Here is a 22,865-nt window from a genome sequence, read left to right as displayed (position 1 = left end):
GTATAATTTTTATTTAAATCGTTTTCCTTTCTTTAATTGAATTAAATTATGAAAAATATAAGATCATTAAATATTACAGAAGAAGCCAAGAACAGCATCCAACATCACGCTGTACATCTTAGAAGATTAACAAATACTCATGTTGATCTTTTAAAAGTTGATGACCATGCACTTACTATATTGATAGATATTTCTGAAACTACTATTCCTGAACAAGAAGCAATAACGAGAGGGGAAAATGTATTTAAAGATCATTTACCTGATGGCTATACCGTTCATGTAGATTTAAAGAAAATGGGAGAAGAAAAGGAAATAGCATCTTTTGATACTTTTCACTTAGGTATCACTCCTTCTAAAAATATCACAGGTACTACTATCTCCAGTACTAAGGCTCCATTTTATACTTGTGAAGTAGTTTCAGAAAAGAGTGAAGATACTGAAACAGTGACCATAAAAGGACAACAGTATTATATCAAATGCATTGATCAAGAAGCACAAATGACTCATGATGACATTAAAAGCAACTTGAAAAATGTGGCCCTCTTTTGCTCTAATTGGTTTGATCAATTTGGCTATATGCTTGATTTATAATTTTCTTCTTTGATTTTAATCTCTCTTAAAACATTGAATACAACCTTCAGCTAGACTTTCACAAAGTTTACGAGATTGTGATTTTCGTTTCTACTTTAATTTTGTAATTTTGTCATGACTAAAAATAAGGACAATTTTTTTGATAATCACATTCATTTTATACCGCAAAAACACCTATTTCTGCTATAATATTCTTTAAAAAGAGATAATAAAAACTTCTATTTTTCACTTTACTAGTATCACATTTAGTATCACACGTACCAACAAAAAAAAGTGTGCTACTAACGTGAATACTATGAACTTTATCAGTCCAATGAATCTTGTCACCTCATTGTTTTACCGTACAAACAGATCTAATAATAAAGGGTCCATACTAATGTGGATCACTGTAAATGGAGTAAAAGCCCGTTCTGGACTAAATACAGGAGTTAAATGCTATAAAGATCAATGGAACGGAAAAGGTAAAATAATTAATCATCCACAGGCTCATACATTAAATGAATCACTCTTTGTAGTAGAAGCAAGTATTAGATCGATCGCTAATACCTTTCAGCTTTCTCATATTGCATTTACTGCGAACGATCTTGTAGATATCTACAGAGGCAAAAAAATGTCTTTAAATCTAAAGGACGTCCTTGATATGTACATGGATCGTGAAATGAAAATCAAGACAGCTTCAAGGATCCGAAATTTAAATTCTTGTAGAAATAGAATTACTGAACACCTCACTAAATTAAGTATTAATTCTATTGAATATCTTGACACAACTAAAATTGAAAGTATTTATGAGGATCTTATTTCAAAAGGTGTTACAAAAAGTACCTTGAAACAGGATATTAATTTCTTAGTCAATGCTATTAATAACTATGCAGAAAAAAATAAGATTTACCACATGCGAGTTTCTCCTCCTAAATATGGTAAAAGAAAGCCAAGCGATATTACCTTTCTTGATGAGACTGAAGTGGAATTATTTGAAAACTACAGACCAAAAAATGAGCACGAGTTAAAAGCAAAAAATTGGTTTTTACTATCCTGCTACACAGGAATGCATTTCAATGAATGTAAAAATTTTGACTTCAAAAAGCATTATAAAACCAATACTAAAGGCCAAAAGTATATCTCAATACAAAGGGATAAGACTAGCTTAGTAAGTAACCAAAGATGTACGATACCTTTAATAAAAAAAGCCATTATACTCATTGAAGACTATTTTAAAAATCGTGATCTAAAAAGTGATTATAAGCAAGTGAGGGCATATAATTATACGTTGAATAACATTGCTAAAAAAATTGGTATTGATAAGCATGTATCATCAAAAATTGGTCGTAAAACTTTTGGTACATTAATGATTTTAAAGGGAATGACTTTAGAGTCTGTAAGTAAAATGCTTGGTCATGCCTCCGTTGTGACCACTCAAAATCACTATGCTATCATTTTGGAGGAAAGGATTTTTAATGAATTTGAGAAGATTGAAAAAAATTAAGCTCTTAACTTAAAAAAAATTACCTTACACTTAGATTATATATAAATTGTATTATTCTAAGTGTAAGGCATAATTATAGCACATATTTAACAAAACATTACTGCTTCTCCTCCCAATAAGGAGTGTTCTGAACATAAACATTCCCTAATTCTTCCAAATCCTCCAAGCAATCAGGGATATATTTAATAGGATTACCACTAACATCTATAGTGATCAGTTTTTTACAATTACAAATCTCATCCGGAATTTTATGGATTTTACCATCAGCTACTTCGAGAAATCTCAAGCTTTTGAAGTTACCAATACCACGTAGTGTTATGATATTATGGTCATACATTTCGAAATGTTTCACATCATTTTTATAAAAATTCTTAGGCATATTGTGCCAATAGTTTCCATGTGCTTGAAAAGTACCGATATACATATCAGTAGCCATATAATTAAAGTTTTTGCAACCATTTAGATGAAGAGAAAGAAATCTTTTTCCTTGAAAAGTCATCGGTAAACCTTGTAATTTTTCACAACCACTAAACCAAAATGACAATGATGGGAACGGAGTATGTATACCACCTAAGTGCTCACCTTTGCCTAGTGTCAATGGTAATTTGGTTATAAATTTACAATCGATCAGATGTAAATCCGAAAGATAATGAATAGGACCAAAACCAGGAGGAAAGTTATTTGCTTTACTGTCATTGATATATATATTTTCTAATAAAGGAATTTTATCCAAGTATCTGAAACTATGTATCTTCCCTCCAATTTCAATCAGCTTATCAAAAGCACTAATTTCTTCAGGAAGTTGCTCTACTTCATCCACAAATAATCTTTTTAAACTAGATTGAAAAGATAATACTTCCTCTGGAAACCCTTTTATTTGAGTTTCCTCAAAATAAAGCACCTCCAAATGTTTCAATGCTGTTATACTTTTAGGTAGTTCCTTTATATTAGTTTTTGAAAGATCTAATTTCTTCAAGTTTTTCAGGTTACCTATCCATTCTGGTAGTTCATCTATAGGGTTATCATGAAAATCAAGTTCTTCTAGACTATCAAATTCTTGTATAAAATCTGGAAGCGTTGTTAACTGGTTTTGATATAGTTTTAATCTTTTAACACGTTTAAACTGAAGAAACTCTTTTGGTACTTCTGTTATTAAATCACCTAAATCTCTTAAACTTGGGTGATTAGATTCATTATATGCAATACTTTCAACATAACCGTTTGAATCAATCTTTGTAGCGAAATAAGCGTATTTGTGTTTAAATTTTTCACTTAATGCTATCTCTGTTGTCTCTTGGTGTGAATTCATATTTTTACAAGAAATTATTATACAAAAACTAATAGTTATAATAAGTAAGTGTTTCATGAATTTGATTTTCTATAAAGAGTGGAAATAATATATCTTCGAAAAAGAACTTTTGCATTTTATTTGTATCGCTCTCTCCATTGAGAACACTTTGTAAATACAAAGAAGAAATTGTACCTGCATTTTTATCAAAAGGAGCTTTAGGATTTTTATTATAAGCAGATAGTACTTTATCCAGTTTACCTAAATAATTTTTACACTGCTCCTCAGACAGCCAATTTATCCCCATACCTTTCCAAGTTGCAGTTTCAGGATCTATACCCTTTGCATTATACACAGAAAATCCTTTTTGGATGATATCTGTGAGCTCTTGGACATGATCATGTGTTGAGATAAAAAAACTAGAATTCTTCTTGATGTGTTTTATCCATTGAATGTAAGTAAGACTAAAAAGTTTATCTTTAAGCTGGAGGTAAAGATCTTTACTGCCTCTTTCTCCATAGGTTTTAAGAAATTTGGTAGTAGTGGGAATACTATTTCCCTTAGGTTTTCCTTTTTCTCGGAGCACATTTTTGGAAAGTGTTGCTATCAACTCTGATAACAGTTCTTTATCTGCATCAGTACTCTTTTTCAATTCTTTTTGACCAATTGCATTAAATACTGTACTCACATAACTTAAGGTGGAATCCGCCGACACCTCAAAAAGCTCTTTTTCTATCGAAGCTTCTCCTTCTAAACTAGCAACACCCGTGTCTACTTCTGCCCCTACAGAACCTCCAGCTGAAACTCTGATGTATTGTATATGTAAACCGTCTTCTTCTATAATCATTTGGATGTGAAACTTCATATATCCCTTTGAGGAGGTGCCACTACTTTTTCCTGCTTGAAGTTTCTTAAAATGGGAATTAAAATAGTCGGCCAATTTTGAACCTTTCGCTAATTTTCTTTCACTTGGTGCTATTTTTTTAAATCCGTCAATAATATTTCCGCATGAGGTCCCTAATAATTGAATATAATTATTTTTATTTTTAAAAACTTCCGATAGGCTAAGATCTGAATTGGCACAAAATGATAAAGATAAATACTTCCCAATATTATCTTTGTTACTATGGAATTCAATATTCTGATAAGTACCTTTTACTCCCAACTTACTATCAAAACAACTCACATCTATTTCTGCATAGGTCACCTTATTCGATTCTGATGAAGTTTTTAAAACCTTATCATCCGTTTTATGCATTAGATGCCATTTACCATTGGTAAAATCAGTCTTTTTCAAACCCTCTACTACTTCTGAACTCTGTTCCAATGTATAATATTCACCAGAAATAGAGAGGATGTCATTCGGTAAGTTCACCTCACCCTTTACAATGTTTTTATCATCTATATGGACTCTTTTATATCCTTTCAGCAATTCTTTTTTAACGCTTTCATCCCATAATTTAGGATTTAACAGGAGGTTGTCTTTATCCTTATTTTGATCCGTAGAACCAAACTTTTTAAAGATTTCCAACTGTAAATAAGCGAAGAAGTGTCGGTAAGAGTCATAGCTTCCATTTAATGATTTAAATGCGTTTGTTGAATATTCTTTTCCTGCTTGGAAATTGGCTCCAATCTGATCGTCGTAGGGAGATATAGTTTTTAGCACCGCCACCATAGAGGTAGAAAGGTTGACACTGATTTTTCTATCATCACCTCTCTCTAAGGACAAATGTTCCCCAAAACCAACACCTAATCGAAAGTTGGCAATGATAAATGGAGTAATCTGTATCTGCAAATCCATATTTAATGAATTAGTAAGCATTGTATCCTCAAAAAAGTCGGCAGGTAAATAATTCAGAAAAGCACCGTACAGACTCGTCTGAAAAGCATAGTTTAAAAAAACTTTTTGTTGCCAGCTGCCTTTTACCCGTTCTACTTTTCTATACTCTTTACCATCACCTGAACCTATGGTTTCCTGATAATATTTCTGTCCAAAGCCAGGAGCGTAATCTACAGGCAATAAAAGGTAACTGCCTTTTTGTTCTAAAAATTGGTCTCCTGTTGGTTGAAATACGTTCTCTTTTGAAAGTTGATTGACCTCACGAAGTTGGGTTAATGTCACATCTAAATACTTTCCTACTGATTCAACCGTATCTCCATCCCCTAATTTATATCGAAACCTATCATTTTCATCTTGAATTAACCACCCTTGTAAATCAGATTCCTTGTCAACCTTTTCTTTCTCAAAGTCTTCCTGAGTTATGGGCGTAACATCCAGCCACTTTACTGTAACCCATTCATACAGATAACTATCTTTTGGCAATTCAAAACCATCATACCATACTTGTGTTCTTTGAAGCAATGGTATAAGCCCTTCATCATATTTAGAAATACAATATTGATCTAACTGTTTAAACTTCTCAGGGTTTCCTGATAAATGATCTAACTCTTTTTGGATGGCCTTTCTTGCATCGCCTACTATAAAGCTTTTTGATGTTGATATATATAATTCTCTATCATATTCTAAACCTTTACTTTCAGGTGGAGAAATTGAGTTGAGGTCATAATAAGCCTTATTTGCAATTACGTATATTTTACTACCTATTTTATCTGCATCGAACGCAGAAGGGGAATCTTTGTGATCACTTAAAAAGTAACTCATGATGAATCCCTTCTCATACATTCTCTTTTTCAAAAGAGTAACCAATGCTGTGTCTCCTCCCGTCTTTTCAGCGTATCGTTGCTTTAATTTATCTATTGAAGGAGGATGATTTTTCATCTTTTGAAGATCAGGCAATAGGCTCAACTGCTCATTTAATATCTTCTGTTCTGCCATATGTTTACCTTCAAGCAAACCTCCATCTTCCATGATTGTACAATACATGTAAGCAAAAGCATAAGTAATTTCAACATCAAGCGCATTGATATAATGATTAATTAGGTCAATTTTATTGAACTCCTGATCTAATTGTATAATATCGTCTATGAGCTTATCATAGTCCAACGACAAAGGTTTTAAGTAAAACTCCTCTTCCAGTCTGATATTATTCTTTATGTACTGTCCATTAAAAAGGCTACTCTCTAATTTTTCCAGTAAAGTAAAATCTAGAATGATCTGTTCAGGTAAATGGAAACCAAATGTTGAATTTTCATACGGAATATCATTGCTCAACTTCTTGGTATTTTGAAAAAAGTAAAATGCATTGTCGAAGAGATACAATTCCCATTCGTCCATTTTATGAAGCAGGATCTTTTCTATTTTTTCTTGTAATTCCTCTGTCAATAAACAATCCGGCTGATTCGATTGTGAGGAGCTGCCAATATCAATTGTTAGTTTTAAAGCTTTTAGATCTGCGACAGTAATATCATAATGAATAAATACATTTTCATTTAGTTTAGGATTAACCCGAACTTGACCTATATTAATTACCTCACCCTGTTCCTTAATCGCCTTTCTCAGATTTTCAATTTCCTCTTTATGTCTTCTCGCTTTTTTGCCTTGATAAGCTCGCCATTTTTTATATTCCGTCTCGCTACTAAAAAGCTGTGCAGGTAATAATGATGCATCTTTATTAATAAAAAAGGTTTCCAAGGCACCCAATATTAGAGTGACTGGCACATCTGTTTCAGTAAGGATAGTATTAAAATCTACACTAGAATTCAACGGAGTGATATCTTCTTTATGCATTCCTAATGCCTGAAGCAGATCATATAATCCTTCTTTGCTTAAAACGGTTACACAGACTTTATCATTTTTTACATAGAGCTTACAAGGCACTTCTTCAGGGGCTCGTTTCTTTAGCGTTTCAATTTCACCAAATGCCCCTTGGAAATTTTGTTGTAATTCATTTTCAAAAATTGCTTGATCCGTTGATCTATGAAAAAGCATCTCTCTGTAAATAAATAAAGGCGGTTGTTTAAAATTGGATAATTCGCCAACCTTTACAGATTTCCTATATTTACTTATTTCAACTGGGGTATTGAGATGAAGAGAAAAATAAGGTTCTTCCTCTCCTGTTCTCCTAACATAATAGAGACAGTTATCAACAAAGAAAAAATAGCCCGCAATTAGCTGTTTTGGACGTTGCTCTTCGTAGGGATCTATGTTTATTGCGTTATATGAATCATAATCTCGTGAATGAGTGGATTTGCTTCTTTCTAATCGTTCGTACATTTGATGAGTAATAGTTTATAAGTTGTTTGCCTAAAAAAGTACACCGTTTTAGCTTGCATTAGTAAAGATATGAAAAAAGTATGTATATCATAAATCAGCATTTTTGAATACTGACTGTAGACCCTCTTTAGAGGAACAAAAAATTAAGCATATCTTTTTTATAATGTCATCAATCATATTAAATATGATTAAAATAGAGGCATTAATTTGGTTACCTTTCCGTTATTCAATACTTACCCTATAACCGTATTAAATCATTTTTTAAAGATCCCTTTCTCTTACAGTTAAGCGAGGAAACAAGCGATAATAAACTCAATAGTTTATATAAAAAAGTACTTACTTAGTATTCTATATTTCAAGAGAAACTAGAGATAAACATACTATCTTCATCGCACACATTCACTAGAATTAAACTCTTTAAAAACAGCAGAAAATCAATATTATACGATTCATTTGAGAACACTTTTATAGAAATGTATAAATGTAAAACTTCAAATGACGATATAGTTATTTTTTAACTTGCCATCCTAATTATACTGTCTTAATATCAGATACACCTAAGGAGAAAATATACTTGATATTTTTGTTACTTGCATCCTTAAAAGTTTCTCTTAGGAGGAGGGAGTTACTTTTTTTATTTTGAAGTATATTGTTTTTCAAATTTAGCTCTTAATTGTCCATGAAATTCTGTTTCGTATTCAACTGTAATCAATACCTTTACATCGGTTCCTTTAGGAGCTCCAGTAGGTTTCCAAGTAATTATATATGAATGAGCAATAGAATTAGCTACATCTGAGAAAATATTAGGTAATTTATTTGGAGTTACATTCATGAAGGACCCATAACCCGAGTCTCCTGCAGATGAACGTTTTGATATCTCAATTAAGTTATCATGATTTCTAGCCTTACCATAACCAATATTAATTATTGGAATATTATGTTCATTAACAGTTTCAAGAAGATTTTTGTAATTTATTTTTGACTTGGTATCACCTCCATCAGTTAAACAAAGTATCAAATTGTATCCATCAGTTTCAGATAATTCTTCAATAGATAAATTAATAGCATCCCATAAAGGAGTACAATCTGAAGTTTCTAATTTATTTATTATATTTTCGATTTCCTCCACCTCTGAAAACCAAATTGAATTATCTTTCGAGTTCACTATAAAACTCTCCCTATCAAGGGATTCTCCTGAAAAAGGTAGAGTTGCAACTTTTAGTTCAAATTTATCTTTATAACTATTAAGTTGGCTTATTAGTCTTTTAGTCGCTAATTTTGCCTTTTCTAATCTCTCTCCTTCCATCGAAGGACTTACATCAATTGCGATTATTATTTTTAATGGAATTTTTAATTTGCTAATTGGAGTCACTTCGCTAATCTTTGCTCTTTTTTTATTTTTCGCATATGATTCAAAAATTCTAAAATTTTCATCTTTTAATTCTTTCAAAGGAAAAGCGTTTAGATTAGAATCTAATACTGAAATTGAGGTATATAACTCAACAATGTCTTCTTTTGGTGAAATTTGAAGATTATTTGATATTATTCCCTTAGGTATGCCACTAAATGTTTTTTCATTTAGGCCTTGATTATTAACTCTAACTTTTCCTTTGACAGAATTTAATATCCTTATGATTTTGATGCCTGAATCAGCTACAGATCTAGAATAATAATCGTTATCAATTGTTAGAAGAGTATCCTTGAATTCCCAATATTTTCTCACAACTTGTGTAACATCATCATCAATTGATTTAAATGTTTCAATAAATTCAATAAGTTTAATTCCCCCAATAGGTATATCTCTGTTCGTGTTATTAATTATGTTCGCTATTGAATGTAATTCTTCTTCAATTCTAAACTCGATTTTAGATAAGTCTATCATTGTTGAAGATGTATATTCTTTCACAAGGTTTTTATAAAATTCTTCCGAGTCACCATAATTATTGATTACGGTTTTTAATTTATCTTCTGCTTTATCAATATCCTCTTCTAAACTAGTAGGAATCTTTAATCCTCCGTGAGGCCCAATTTCTTTTATGCTCGCTATTAATTCTTTAATATTTTCTTTAAGCAAGGCAAAAATACCTATACAAAATAACGAAATTGAAAGTATATCTATTGAATCTCTTATGGAACTAAATAATGTTCTAGAAATAAAAAGCCCAAAGCATAAAACAATAATTGAAATTTGTATAACTTCATTACTTAGATTTACAATATAGTTTTTAATTGTTTCTCTATATTTTACCATCATTACTATAATTGGTATTAAAATGATAAAAAAAACAATCTTCACTATCATTATATATGACATTACTATATCTATTAATTTATTGATTTCGGACACAATATTGATTTGATTTATTCGAATAACAGATCTCACAAACTACAACCCAAGTAATGGTGATTAAGACTTGTAGCTTTAGAAAAAATTATATTCATGACTTCTATTTGTTTGAAATTAAGCTATAAATTACAAATGTTATTAGTTCTTATAAATCATAATGAAAAACTTAAAACTTTAATAATGATTTCTAGTGGTAGTTACTAGATCCTACCTGCAATAATTATAACAACCCTAGACCGTTTATTATTGTAGTTATTTTTTTTAGTTTTTTAAAAAGGGATTCTTGCTCAAAATAAAAGCAATACCGGCTTCTAAAACACTCTCTTTGAAAATAACAAACAGAGTTTACTTTATACTATAAATTCTACTTCTAAGGCTTTATCTTTCACCTTTAAATTTCCTCTATTCTCAATTTCTTTTTCATCGTTAATTGAAATTGGATTTGATACAACATCAATTTTATATCTAGGGTTAAATTCATTTTGTTTTTTTATGTTGTTAGTTATGTAATTTTTAGAGTTACTATTAAGATCCTGCCAATATTTAATATTCTCTTCATTCATTTCTTCTTCTGTATAAAATCTAAGAGGTGGATCAAAATTTTTGTAGTTATCAATACCATTTTCTTTAAAGAATTTATCTACATCATCAAAGTTTGGGTTACCATCAGGATTATTTATTGAAGTTTCATTTAGGCTTGGTGTAATACCAAAAAAATGATAAAATGGTTTAGAAGGTGGATGTAGCTCACTAAACTTAACTCTCTTATTTTCTGCATTTCCTTTGGATGATCGAACCAAAGCAGTATTAGTAAAGGAACAACCATAATATTCTTCTTTTTCTCCATTAGAAATTGAATTACTACCTGAGGTATAATTATAGAAAAGATAAAATCCAATACCAGAGCCAATATCTTTAGCAAATTTCTCTAATAAATCAATTTGAATGCCTTGAGAATTATCGTGTTGCAGATGATGATAAGAACCATCTTTTTTGTTTGTGTATGTAGTTAATAGTTTTGCTTGGAAAGGAAATTTAATTGTACCGTTCTGAAATTTAATTGTTAATAGAATATCACTTCCGTTTGTTTTTTCATTTTTAGATTCAAATAGTTTAAAAAGTTGTAAATCATTTTCTAGTTGAAACTTACAAAGTTCATAAACTATATTTTGAGTTAATGTTTCTTCTTTTATGCCTATATATTCTAACTCTTTATCAATTTCGCCTTTATCAAGGTACACTTTATGAGAATATTTTATAAGAGAAATCCTATTATATGTTTCTATTGAAATATACTTAATTAAACTGATTGCAGATGAGTTTTTAATAGCTTCCTGGTAATAATTACTTGATTTTTTAAGTATTTCCATTACTTATATTTTAATTAACTGTCTCTATTTTAATAGCTATCTAATAGACTATTAGCAACAATAAAAAGAGCAACAATTAAGTTGACTCTTTTTATTATTAATGAAAAAAATATGGTATTTTTTATGAGAAAATATTACCACTATGGTCTACTCCAACTTCAGTCAGATCAGAAGACCTAAGCATCCTATAGGTCATAGCAGAACCACTTAGAAGTTCCTCTGCAGAACTTTTCTTGGCCTGCACCACTACATCATCAATCTTATTATCTCCTTTCACCTCTATGATCTCATAAGAGCCATCCTCCATTTGTAACAGGAAGTCGGGATAATAAGAACGTATAACTTCAGTTTCAGGATCGTAATAATTAATGACAAAATCTGATTGACCATGTGTGAGCATCCCTGTAAAGTAAACTTCTTTTACCTTATCATTCTTCAGTGCATTCCAGAAATATTGATTCTCTGGGTTAGAATCAAAGCAATAGGTATCCACATGGAAAGATTTGTTTTTATATTCCTCTAATCCAGGATCACTGTCTTTTACTGTCAATGAAGGTTTTGCTCTCATCCTATATGTACCTTCAGTATTACCTTCTCCTTCTCCATTTGGTTCCTTTACAAGATCCACTGTTACATCTTCTATTTTAGTAAATCGGTCAACTACAAATAAAGCATCGAATAACTTCGGAATAATGTGATCATAAAGTACTTCATTGTACTCATTGACTTCCTTAAGTATAACCTCCATTCCTTCATTGGACGAAGAAATAATTTTCTTGATATCAAGACAGCTTTTATTCAAATACTTTGATAACTCAGCAATCAAAGTAATGGAGCTGTACACCCTTTTTTCCTTAATATCATTAATTTCCTCTTTCTTCTTGTCATGAATTTTTCCTAATTCAGAAGATGAAACTGTAATCTTATACTTCTCCTTATCAACGTCGTGAAATGCAAAAGAAAAGCCATTTGCTACTTCTTTCTCTTTTACCTCAAACTTTGTAATCTTACGCCTAAAAGTGATTTTCTTTATCGGTTTATTAACCTTGATATAAAAATCTTCTTTATCATCTTCTCCCGCCTCTTTCATATCTTTCAATGACATCTGGAAATTCTCTGAAAGCTGTTCATCTAAGGTATTCTCATTCTCTTTATCCAAGAAAATAAGCCCTGTTTCTTGCCTATTACCAATCTGTCTCAAACACCTCATTGTTGCCTGAAGAACAAAAATCTTATTCTTAGAATCTGGCTTTCTATACAGTACAACTGAGAATAGAGAACGGCAATTCCACCCCTCCTTACCTTTATTGACAAGAAGTATAAATTGTTTATTTGAAGAAGGTGTATCAAGTCTATTGAATTCTACAATGTCATCATTTGAAGTATGCTTGTCATCTCCGACATTCACCAATATAGAACTTGTAGGAATCCCCAACTCTATAAGAACTTCTTCTACAATTGGTCTTAATTCCGTTGTCAATTCGTTGATATTAGGAGCATAAATAGCCATTTTCGGCTTGAGGTTCTCAAAAGTTTTACTTCCATACTTTTCCCAAAACTCCTTGATAGCAACTTTAACAATTTCCTTTGACTTCGCATTCTCAAAAGATTTAATCGAAGCTTTTTTCAAATAGTTATTATCTATCGACTTCTTCAGTCCATATTCATAAACTACTTGAGGCAAGACATTTCCTTCCAAATAAGGAGTTCCACTAAAGTTATAGGTGGCTACTAATTTTGTTCCTTTCAGATGCAAATTAGCAGCTAACTCATCTACAGTTTTCTTTAGTGCCTTTCTACTTTTGGCTGCATCTTTACCGAAAATATGGTGAGCTTCATCTACATAAATACCCAACTGTTCCAATTGAGCTAATTGAGCAAAACGACTGTTATTGATAATTTCCGTTTCGTCTTTGATTTCTTGAGGAGAAACCATCGCTCTGATCTCATCCAATGCACCACCTCTTCTTCTTTTAGGTTCTTTTTGTTCCTTAGCCTCTCTAGCTTCAGCTTCTTTAGACTGATAAATATTAGCCGTACCTTCAAAAAGTTTTGAAGCTGAAGTAGTCTTCTTTCTTCTAGTCTTTAGAATAACCTTTTGATTATTGGCGATGATAATATTGAACTTAGATTTCGCCAATAGTGTCAACGTACCATCCCCATCCAAAACATGAAACTTCAAATTAGTTTCTAGCCATGAAATATATTCAGGAGGGACAATCAGGCTTTTATCAAGTGTCTGTATTTCCTTCAACGACTCCAAAACAGTCTTATCAGGAGCTAGAACCAACACATTATGACAATAGTTACTATTCTTCGAAAACTTATTAGCCAATAAGAATTCATAGAAAATACAAGTTGCCATCAAAGTAGTTTTACCAAGACCCATCGTTAAAGCAAAAAGATAAGAAGGGTACAAATCTTCATCTTCTTTTCGCATTTGATTGTAGATGTGCTTGAACGCTTTTTCATCTTCAGATTCAAAAATAGTTCCGTCTATATTTTCTCTTCTCTTTTCGAACTTCTTTTCTTTGTTATACCAATTTTCGAAAATATGTTGAATATGTTCATTTTCAAGGTATTCTTTCAAAAAGATATAAATCTCTAATGCTTCTGACTGAGGTTTTCTCAGGTAAGCATTAGGGTTTTCATCTTTATCATTGAACTTTAGAAAAGCCCTTGATAACTTCTTGTACCCTTTCTGTACGTGACCTTGATTTTTCTTATAAAACTCCCATAAATATTGATGGAAGTATTTATCAAAAATTTTATTGTCTTGTTTCTTCTTAGCCATTTTCCACCTCCGTTTCTAGTGACTCTGAAAGAACATCTGTAATCTTCACTCTGACGGTAGAAGCATCTTCAGGTATTTTATATTTACCACTAACTAGCTCACCTTTATCTGGAATATCCAATACAGTTGGTTCAAACACACCTCCATCGTAGTTGAAGTCAATCTTAATTGACTCAACCATCTCTCTCCAATCTTCTACGTTTTCCTTTAAGATTGATAGCTTCTGTAGTAAGTTCATAGGGAAGAACTCTTCTATTATTAATTCATCTCCTTTAATGACCACTTCAGCTTCTGCATCTCTCTTAAATTCAAGATTCGTTTTATCTCTGAGGATGTCTACTACTTCAACCTCTATTTTATAGCCTCTTTCTCTTACCTCTTTTAGTAATACTCCTTTTAAGTTAGGGTCATGTCCCATACACACCACCATGATGCTTTCTACTGGTTTTTTAGGGTCTTTTGTCTTACGCTTTTCAAATTCCTTGTATGGTAAATTACTGATTAACTCATTTAAGTCTTCACTTGTAGCAATACGATTAACAGGCATAATTTTAACCATGTAGCCATCCTTTTCTCCATCGTAAACAGAGGCTAAAGCAGCTCCTTCTGGGGTATGAATTTCTAAGGCTTCTAATAGGATTTGTTTGGCTTCAACTGGATTTCTGAAAATGTCGTAGTTGTTTACATTGTAAACCTCAAATCCAGTGTAGAAGTCTTTTACTTCTTCATCTTCAAATATAATTTCAGGAGTCTTATTATTGATTTCCTCAGCTATATTAATTAAACGTTTAGTCGTTGTTTCTACAGACCCTAAATTAATATCGGCCCCAATAAAACGTCGACCTAATTTCATGGCTACCGCTTGAGTAGTTCCTGAGCCCATGAAGCAGTCAAAGATTAAATCTCCTGGTTTTGAGGAAGTCTTTAAAATGCGTTCTAATAACTGTAATGGTTTCTGCGTTGGATAATCTAATCGCTCATTTGAAGTAGGACTTACTCTATTTATATCTCCCCAAAAGTCTGTAAGTGGTGTACCTTTTGCGTCAGATAAATATTTCTTTCTGCTTAATGATTTACCCGTTTTAGATAGAATAATTAATCCTTTATCATATAACTCTTTCATTGTTTTTTCAGAGTATCTCCAATATCCAGTGACACCTAAAAATGAATAATAAGGATTACCTTTAGATGCTCCTCCTGGTCCATCAACTGGCATTAATCTATATCTCCCTAGTTCATCTTCATACTTATAATCTCTTTCTACTACTTCTTTAGTATAAGGCTCAAATTGACTATTCCATATGCAATCCTTACTATTTGAATAAATATGTATGACATCTGTTGTTCTACCAAAGTGTTTAGCTCCTTGTCCACTATTTCCCTGAGCATGAGAACGCTTCCAAGATATTGTATTATGCCAATTTTCAATACTAAAGACTTCATCTAATATTGTTCTTATGTAGTGCCCTTTATGATGATCGCAATGAAGGTAAATGGTTCCTTTATCAGTCAAAAGTTCTTTTAACAAAATTATTCGTTCATACATGAATTGTAAATATTCATCATTCGTCCAAATATCAGTGTATTGTTTCTCTTCAAACGAATTTGAACTATTAGTTACCTGCTTTCCTCTTAACTTAACATTCTTCTTGTAATCTGCTTTAGAATCAAACGGAGGATCAATATAGATCAAATCAACCTTCCCTCTAAATTCTTTTAAAAGGTGGCTCATCACTTGAAGATTATCTCCCCAGAAGATTTTATTCAGCCAATTATTTTTAGAATCTCCGTATGTCTCTTTCTTTTGAGCAGGGAAGAATTGAGTAGAAGTAAAAGGTCTTTTACCAGCCCATTGAAGCATAGGCTGACCTTTTATTGGTTCAAATTTATATTCCTCTACGTTATCTATTTTTTTCTCTTCTTTTTTGTCGAAAAGTTCTTGTTGATTTGCCATTATTTATCTTCTAATTTTTCAATTGAATCAATGATTGAAACTGAGTTACTTTTTAGTTCTTCAATTTTTTTCTCTGCTTCTTCTTTTGTATATCCTTTTCTGAGAAGCCTAACCATAGCAACAGATCCTGAAATAATATTACTCCTTTTTTTCGAATGATAATAAGGTGCATTCTCTATTTTCTTTACAATTTCATTTATTTCATCAATTGTAGGAGACTCAATCATAGAAACTTCACCTTTCTCCAAATAAGTCTCTATTTGAGATGAAGTAAGCCCTTTCGCAGGATAATCAAACTCTATATATGTTGATCTATCATATTTATTTCTATTGTACCTATCTTCTTCTTCAAAAAAAGCAATTTCTAAAACAAAAGGGTTTAAAGGTTGTTTGATTGCATCTTTTTCTAAAATATGTTTGTATGTAATTGAGCTTCTCATATTATTATTCTTTTGGATATTTTGGATTACAATAATGCCTCATATCACAGTTACCACAAAGCTTATCACATTTGTTAACTGAAGACATATCATAATTATTACTTTCTATTTTACTGACTACCTTTTCAAAGGTATCAATTGTATCATTAATAGAAGACTTATTATTAGGGAAAGTTAATGTTGGAATACCATTTTCTTCTCCCGTATAATAAAGATTCATCTTAGAAACCTTCTGCCCTGTTTTCTCCTCTACTAGGTGAGCATACACTTCTAACTGTCTTCTATATCGCTCTATCCTATCTCTATTGTCAGGATGATTAATATCGGGTTTCTTCTCTGATTTAAAATCAATAATTTCCACCGTGCCATCTTCCCCTTTAATCAAATCTATCTGCCCCTTCAAAATGAATTCTTCTTTTACCAAAGATACATCCACTTCAGCTTCTTGAATTCGATGGAATTGTGATTCATTTTTATCTTTATACCTCAGCACTTGCTTAAGTGCTGCATTTAGTTGAGGTTCTGCTAAATAGCTCCTATTACTTATACTCAAAGTATTGTAGTTTTCTTGGAACCAACTTTCTATCTGTTCTGTATTGACTTTTCCACTCTCACCCCTGAGTACTGCTTTATGTACATCTTCAATAGTTGCATGTACCAGTGAACCAAACAATGTTGCTGCTTGCCTTACTGCAGAGAACTCAAGGTGTTTATAAAATTTATATTGAAGAGGGCAATTTTCATAAAATAAGATGTCAGAAGTAAAAGCATATGACTTTTTAATATTGGCAGCTTCTACCTTTTCTAATACCAAGTTCTCCTTTGTAAACATAGTATCATTCCATTGAGGAAGTTCATCAAAGGATTTCTCCAATAATTTCGATGGGGAATGCCAAGCCTTTCCTTCTCTAATCTCATGTGTAGTCAATACCAATAGATTTTGTGGCCTTGAAAATGCTGTATAAAACAAACGATAAAAATCATAATACTTCATTCTATCCCAAGGCTCAAAAACAGGTTTATCAGAAAACAACTGCTGTAATCTCACATCCAATTCATTATGTTGAGATTTTGGTCTGTGGTAAAGAGAATCAACAAATACAATTGGAAACTCTAACCCTTTCGACTGGTGAATAGTCATAAAGGAAACAGAACCTGAAGGAGCTTTTTCATCATACCCTTGGTATTCTTCCATACCTCCGGAACGCAAGAATCTGAAATATTGATTAAACAAACTTCTAAGGTTATGTCCTAACTTAGTAGGTCTTAGGACAGATATTTTCTCTAAAAACTCAAATTTCACAATTAGTTGAGAGAAAATAGAAATATTGTAAGAAGCCCTTTGATCAGAAACTGATTCTTTCAAGGTTATATCCAGAAATTCTGAAAACATTGGGAATTGCAACAACTCAAAGAAAAGGCCTGAAAAAGCATAATCAGTGTTTTTAAACATTTTTGTGTGTTCATCACCTCTCATTGCTCCCCATCGTAATAAATCATTATGTAAAGCTTCATCTTCTTTTATCTTATTAGCAAACTCTACCTCACAAGTTTCATAATAATCCCATATTGAATCATAGTTTCCTTTCGTATCTTCTAATTCGTCCCATATATTAGGAAAAAGATAAAAGAACGCACCTATCAATAATTTCACTTCTGGCCTATCAAAGTACTGAGCAGATCTTGGAGAATAGATAGGTATACCTCTTTCCTCTAAATAGTTTGCTAATGGTATAGCTCTAGTCTGATTTTTTACAGAACTGAATAGAAAAGCGATCTGATTGTTATCTGTTACTATTCCTTTTTCTTTCAATTCAACAATGGTATCATATACCTGTTCAAACCAATCTTCCCTAGATATATCAGTCGATAGTTTTACAACTCCAGGTCTAGAAGTATCTGAAGGTTTACCAGCTTCAATAGTCTTATCAAAACGGAAAGTTTTCCCTTGATAAGTCCATTGATATTGCTGCATAAACTCATTGTAAAAATCAATAATTCCTTCATGAGAGCGGTAGTTGATATTGATCCTTACTTCCTTGCAAGTGCCTTTTTGAAAATTCTGAGGGAACTCCAAAATATTTCGAATCGTTGCACCTCTAAAGCGGTAAAGACCTTGATCATCATCTCCCACTACACAGATATTATTCTGATTGTTCAGTAGCTTGAATATGATTTTTTCTTGAATTGTATTTGTATCCTGGTACTCATCAATCATTAAGTACTTCAACTTTTCTTTAAGTGATTGCACCACTTGAGGGTTACGCTCCAATAACCTCAACATCTCTACTTGTATGAAAGAAAAGTCTAAAGCATTTTCTTGCTTCAGAATTTCAAGATATTTATCATAAACAAGACCCAATGCGTGAATATCGATCTCTGAAGAATTAATTAAACTCTCAGTAGAAATATCTTCTTCCGATACCTTATTGATAAGTTTGGCAATAGCTTGTGTTTTTGGCCACCTAGAAAGTCTTTCAGAAACCAATAACTCTATATCCTCAATATCTAAAAATTCATTGAGGTTTTTATAAACCATATATTCTTGATCAAAAGAATCAAGAATCCTATAATGCTTATGTAATGATGTATACTCTTTATATTCCTCAATCAACCTCAAAAATATAGAGTGAAGAGTACCGATATACATTTCTTGCAAATTGGCCTTCACACCAAGTTCAAGCAATCGGTTTGAGATTCTAGTAAGAAGTTCTGCAGCTGCTTTCTCTGTAAATGTACTAATCACTATGTTTTCAGGATCAACACCTTTCACAGTAATCAGGTAAATCACTCTCTCTACAAGAGTAAATGTTTTTCCAGAACCAGGGCCTGCAATAATAAGAACAGGACCTTCAGTAGTCTTAATTGCTTCAAGTTGTCCATTATTCGGCTTGAGCTTTGGCCACAAATCATTCTCTTCTAATGCGGTAAAGTTTTCAATAGGTTTCATACCAGTGTTGTTAAATAGCTTCTATAAATAAAGTTAGTCATTCAATTCAAATAATCACGAACGTTTAAATTCATTCACAACTTTAATAAAAGATAGAATTCCTAGATAAAAGTCGTTGTAATCTTCCTCAAATAAATTAGCGACTTTAATGTATTCCTTTCCCCCTATCGTGACAATTTTCAAATCATGAGGATAAGCATCTAAGAAAGACTTAAAGTCAACATATTTTTTCCTACTAAAATTTCCTGTATGAGAAAGATATATTTCATCATTATCAGAAATAAATCTCCCTTCAGTCATTCCATTTTTTTTGTCAGTAATATTAATCTCACATACAATCCTAAGATCATTTTCTTTAAATGGGTCATCACACACTCCAAAAGCATTCCAATGATACTCCGTATCCTCCCAATAAATATACCCATACCAAAATTTCAACTTCTCATTGAAATAAATGATACAGTCTTTTTTTCTTCCATTGTAAGTAACTTTATGAGGCATTCTTATAAAATGCTCATCATCAGTTAACAACTCCATTAAGTATTCTTGATATAAACCAGATCTATCAGATCCTTTTGCTATTATATTCATCTCAATTAGTTTTGACTATTAGTATAAGGATTAACTTCGGTATCAGGTCTGAGAGATTCACTTAATCTAAGTACATGTCTCACATAATAGGCAGAGAACATTCTTGCTCTGTATAAAAATATAAAAAACATTAATCCCTCTAATAGTAAAATCCAATATTTTAAATTAAAGGTAAAGTCCTCACTAATTATACTTCTCAGGCAAGTTTCAGAAAATATTTTTAAAATGATCGTAAGAAAACCAATAAGATAAATTGACATTACTAACCCTTTAAATAAGTCACTCATCGCTTGATAATATTCAGCTTTATCATAGTTGCTTTCTTTTATTAAGCTATCACACTTTTTTAAGAAATCAGATTCAGAAATTTCATTTTCGACCTTAAGAGAATTATTTCTATACCCGTAGAAAATTTTAGTAAATATTTTTGCTTTCTTTTTGTAAGTATAAACCTTTGGAAGAAGCCGGTTTAATAATAATTCATCAATTCCCATAATGAAATGACCTAACAAATAAAACAATGGTACTATCAATAGAACCACAACTGTATTATTATTTTTATCAAGTGGTATAACTTTCAATAAATCTGGCAAGTTTATCACAATTAAGAATGAAAAGAACAACCCCGTTAATGTATAAACAAGAATATCCCTTAGCGTAAATTGGTTTGTCATGGTTTCATTGTAAGTTTTGTTTGCAGAATAGATAATTGACATTAAAAATACCACCTTAGCTTATTGAAACAAATCTTTTCAGATAAAATATTGTGCTATACAAAAATAATATCATCAACAAAGCAATTTAAAGATACCTGCAACCATTTTCGTAAAATATATTTAGACCCAAATCATTAAAACGTCAACAAAGAAAAAATGCAAAACATTTTTTTAAAAGCTAGAAATGGATAAAAAATATAGATTATTACCAATAAAATATTTACATTTGTTTACATTTTATAGAATTAACAAACATCAGCTTTTATGAAAAATTCAATCATATTTATTTGCATATTTATTGTATTACCGATTTTATCTTTAAATGCACAAGACAATTGTAATGAGGTATTGCGTTTAGCATCTAGAAATATTGAAATCAGATACTCAAAAGCATCTGTTGCTAAATACATATATGAAAATCACTGTTCAGGAAATTCTAGAAAGCAAGGTTTTGACTTAGGCGTTGACGTAACAGATATGTTAGAATCAGTAGGTTTTTCATTTGGCAGTAAGGAAGAAAATATATCACACATTTGTGAAAATTATGAGTCTTTATATAAAAATGATGCAGAAAATTTCACTTACAAAAACTCTGTAGTAAGAGATGCTATTTCACAATGGTATCAATGCCAAGAACTTAATTCCAGAAAATTAGTTTTTAAACCTACACTTTTAAAAACTATGGTAAATATTGATATTGAAAAGAAAGATGATACAGAAACATATTTAAGAAATGTAAGTTACGATACAACTATTATGACTTGTAAATGTATAGTAGATGGAGAGGTTGTAATTGTGGATGACAGTATAACACCATTTTTATTAGATCGTGGCTTGAATTCAATCACATGCACAAGAAAAGAGATTAAAACACAAGATAACATTACTATTTACCCAGAGGCAGAATTAATAATCAACACAAATAAAGGAACATTTTCACTTAAAATACCTAAAGAGGGAAAACCAGATTATGTATGGTTATCTGAGTATGAAAATAAACTTGAAGAAATAAATAACTCTATAACCCAACTAGAAAAATTCCAAATTCTAGGTATTTTAAAGGTCGAAAATGGTAAGGTATCTGAAAGAAAAGGAATATTAGATTACAATTCTAAATCTGGGCAAATTACATTTGAGAATCCAAAAAAAATAAGATCGATTGCTTATGTATCTGATTATGGTCCTAAAAGAAAATATATGACAGAAAAAACATATATACGTGAAATAAACTCAAATAATACAGTGAAAATTTGGCAAACGACACTTGATACAGAAGATCGTAATCAATCTCCAAAATTCTTCACCGTTTTAATTATCGGATATTGATGAAAGTTTACACACAAAAAATTAACAATGAAAATATTTAATTTTCATTCTCTAAAAGTGTAGAGATATGACTTGATCTTAAATACTCTAAATGAGAATATTTGAGAAAAGAACAAAAAGCCCAACTCTAAAATAGAGGAGGGCTTAACTGCTTAACGATTCATTCTTAATATTATAACATAAATCACAATCTTCAAAATCGTGCAATGTGTTATTTTAATATTAATTAAAAAAGCATCTTTGATTTTCACCTTTTCATCACTAGGTACTACTTGAGAATTCCTCTTTTTCTCTCAAAAAACATTTCCGTTCCCAATAGAAAATGATTTCAACTAGAGTTAAAACGCTATATTTATTTTGAGGTTTTAGTAGTCCCCCATCTAAAGGGGATAAAGCATTATTACTGTACTTATGTAATGAGTATAGTTCCTCCCAAAAAAACATCCTTGCTCAGTTTTGGAGGAAAGTTGTGAACTACTTCAAAAGTTACTTTTTGATATTAATGTTACACTACAGCAATCGACACGTTTCTTTATAACTCAACCATTGGTAAAAGAGGGCTGTTGAGTTCCTGTAATTGAAAGGTAGCTGAAATTAACAATGGTTTTTCCTCCCTGTTAGATTTGGTCCAATTAAGGTAATATTTGACCTTTTAAAGGAAATCAATAACTAAATACGATACGTTTAACATCAAAGTAAAATCAAAATAGTTATCTGTTTTAGATTTAACACTTGGTTTTACATCGGTGTACAAGTATGCTGTGATTGACTTTGAAATAAAAGATTAATACAATGGTATGTATGTTTCTCTGAAAATTGGTATGTAGAATGTTGACTTTAA

General features: G+C 31.3%; 13 protein-coding genes. 3 read left to right on the top strand and 10 right to left on the bottom strand.

The genetic code is table 11. The annotated features are described in order from the left end of the window. The first annotated feature begins 48 nt into the window (after nucleotides 1-48). The gene (locus AVL50_RS27720) at nucleotides 49-591 is read left to right on the top strand and encodes a hypothetical protein (RefSeq protein WP_062620517.1); all 543 of its coding nucleotides are present in this window, start codon (nucleotides 49-51) and stop codon (nucleotides 589-591) included. A gap of 295 nt (nucleotides 592-886) precedes the next feature. Continuing rightward, on the top strand, nucleotides 887-2,074 hold the full coding sequence (locus tag AVL50_RS27715; RefSeq protein ID WP_082796036.1) for a site-specific integrase: 1,188 nt from the start codon (nucleotides 887-889) through the stop codon (nucleotides 2,072-2,074). 97 nt (nucleotides 2,075-2,171) lie between these two features. Here the strand turns inward: AVL50_RS27715 and AVL50_RS27710 are convergent, their stop codons facing one another. The 10 genes from AVL50_RS27710 to AVL50_RS27665 form a co-directional block, all read right to left on the bottom strand. Next, the gene (locus tag AVL50_RS27710) at nucleotides 2,172-3,383 is read right to left on the bottom strand and encodes a leucine-rich repeat domain-containing protein (protein WP_062620513.1); all 1,212 of its coding nucleotides are present in this window, start codon (nucleotides 3,381-3,383) and stop codon (nucleotides 2,172-2,174) included. A 28-nt stretch (nucleotides 3,384-3,411) separates the two neighbouring features. After that, a complete protein-coding gene (locus tag AVL50_RS27705; RefSeq protein ID WP_062620511.1) occupies nucleotides 3,412-7,536 on the bottom strand; it encodes a hypothetical protein in 4,125 nt (1,374 codons plus the stop codon). Nucleotides 7,537-8,170: 634 nt separating this feature from the next. Beyond that, nucleotides 8,171-9,790 (bottom strand): VWA domain-containing protein, encoded by a 1,620-nt coding sequence (locus AVL50_RS27700; protein ID WP_172826938.1) that lies wholly within the window; start codon nucleotides 9,788-9,790, stop codon nucleotides 8,171-8,173. A gap of 443 nt (nucleotides 9,791-10,233) precedes the next feature. Continuing rightward, on the bottom strand, nucleotides 10,234-11,253 hold the full coding sequence (locus tag AVL50_RS27695) for a DUF6615 family protein (protein WP_062620507.1): 1,020 nt from the start codon (nucleotides 11,251-11,253) through the stop codon (nucleotides 10,234-10,236). 121 nt (nucleotides 11,254-11,374) lie between these two features. Continuing rightward, the gene (locus tag AVL50_RS27690) at nucleotides 11,375-14,047 is read right to left on the bottom strand and encodes a DEAD/DEAH box helicase family protein (RefSeq protein WP_062620505.1); all 2,673 of its coding nucleotides are present in this window, start codon (nucleotides 14,045-14,047) and stop codon (nucleotides 11,375-11,377) included. Beyond that, nucleotides 14,040-16,001, bottom strand: coding sequence for a site-specific DNA-methyltransferase (locus AVL50_RS27685; protein WP_062620503.1), 1,962 nt, complete (start codon nucleotides 15,999-16,001; stop codon nucleotides 14,040-14,042). The genes AVL50_RS27690 and AVL50_RS27685 overlap by 8 nt, the downstream gene beginning before the upstream one ends. Then, on the bottom strand, nucleotides 16,001-16,441 hold the full coding sequence (locus AVL50_RS27680) for a hypothetical protein (protein WP_062620502.1): 441 nt from the start codon (nucleotides 16,439-16,441) through the stop codon (nucleotides 16,001-16,003). The genes AVL50_RS27685 and AVL50_RS27680 overlap by 1 nt, the downstream gene beginning before the upstream one ends. A gap of 4 nt (nucleotides 16,442-16,445) precedes the next feature. Further along, nucleotides 16,446-19,391, bottom strand: a complete 2,946-nt coding sequence (locus tag AVL50_RS27675) for an ATP-dependent DNA helicase (protein ID WP_082796034.1) — start codon at nucleotides 19,389-19,391, stop codon at nucleotides 16,446-16,448. Nucleotides 19,392-19,445: 54 nt separating this feature from the next. Further along, nucleotides 19,446-19,982, bottom strand: coding sequence for a hypothetical protein (locus tag AVL50_RS27670; protein WP_062620500.1), 537 nt, complete (start codon nucleotides 19,980-19,982; stop codon nucleotides 19,446-19,448). Nucleotides 19,983-19,987: 5 nt separating this feature from the next. After that, complete coding sequence (locus AVL50_RS27665) at nucleotides 19,988-20,656, bottom strand: hypothetical protein (protein WP_157491622.1); 669 nt, start codon at nucleotides 20,654-20,656, stop codon at nucleotides 19,988-19,990. A 306-nt stretch (nucleotides 20,657-20,962) separates the two neighbouring features. Here AVL50_RS27665 and AVL50_RS27660 point away from each other — a divergent pair, with 306 nt between their 5' ends. Further along, nucleotides 20,963-22,024 (top strand): hypothetical protein, encoded by a 1,062-nt coding sequence (locus AVL50_RS27660; RefSeq protein WP_062620492.1) that lies wholly within the window; start codon nucleotides 20,963-20,965, stop codon nucleotides 22,022-22,024. The last annotated feature ends 841 nt before the right edge of the window (nucleotides 22,025-22,865 follow it).

It is taken from the genome of Flammeovirga sp. SJP92, assembly GCF_001583495.1.
In the GTDB taxonomy this organism is placed as follows: domain Bacteria; phylum Bacteroidota; class Bacteroidia; order Cytophagales; family Flammeovirgaceae; genus Flammeovirga.
Note: the sequence above shows the minus strand (reverse complement) of the source record. Positions and strands in the feature narration are given on the sequence as shown.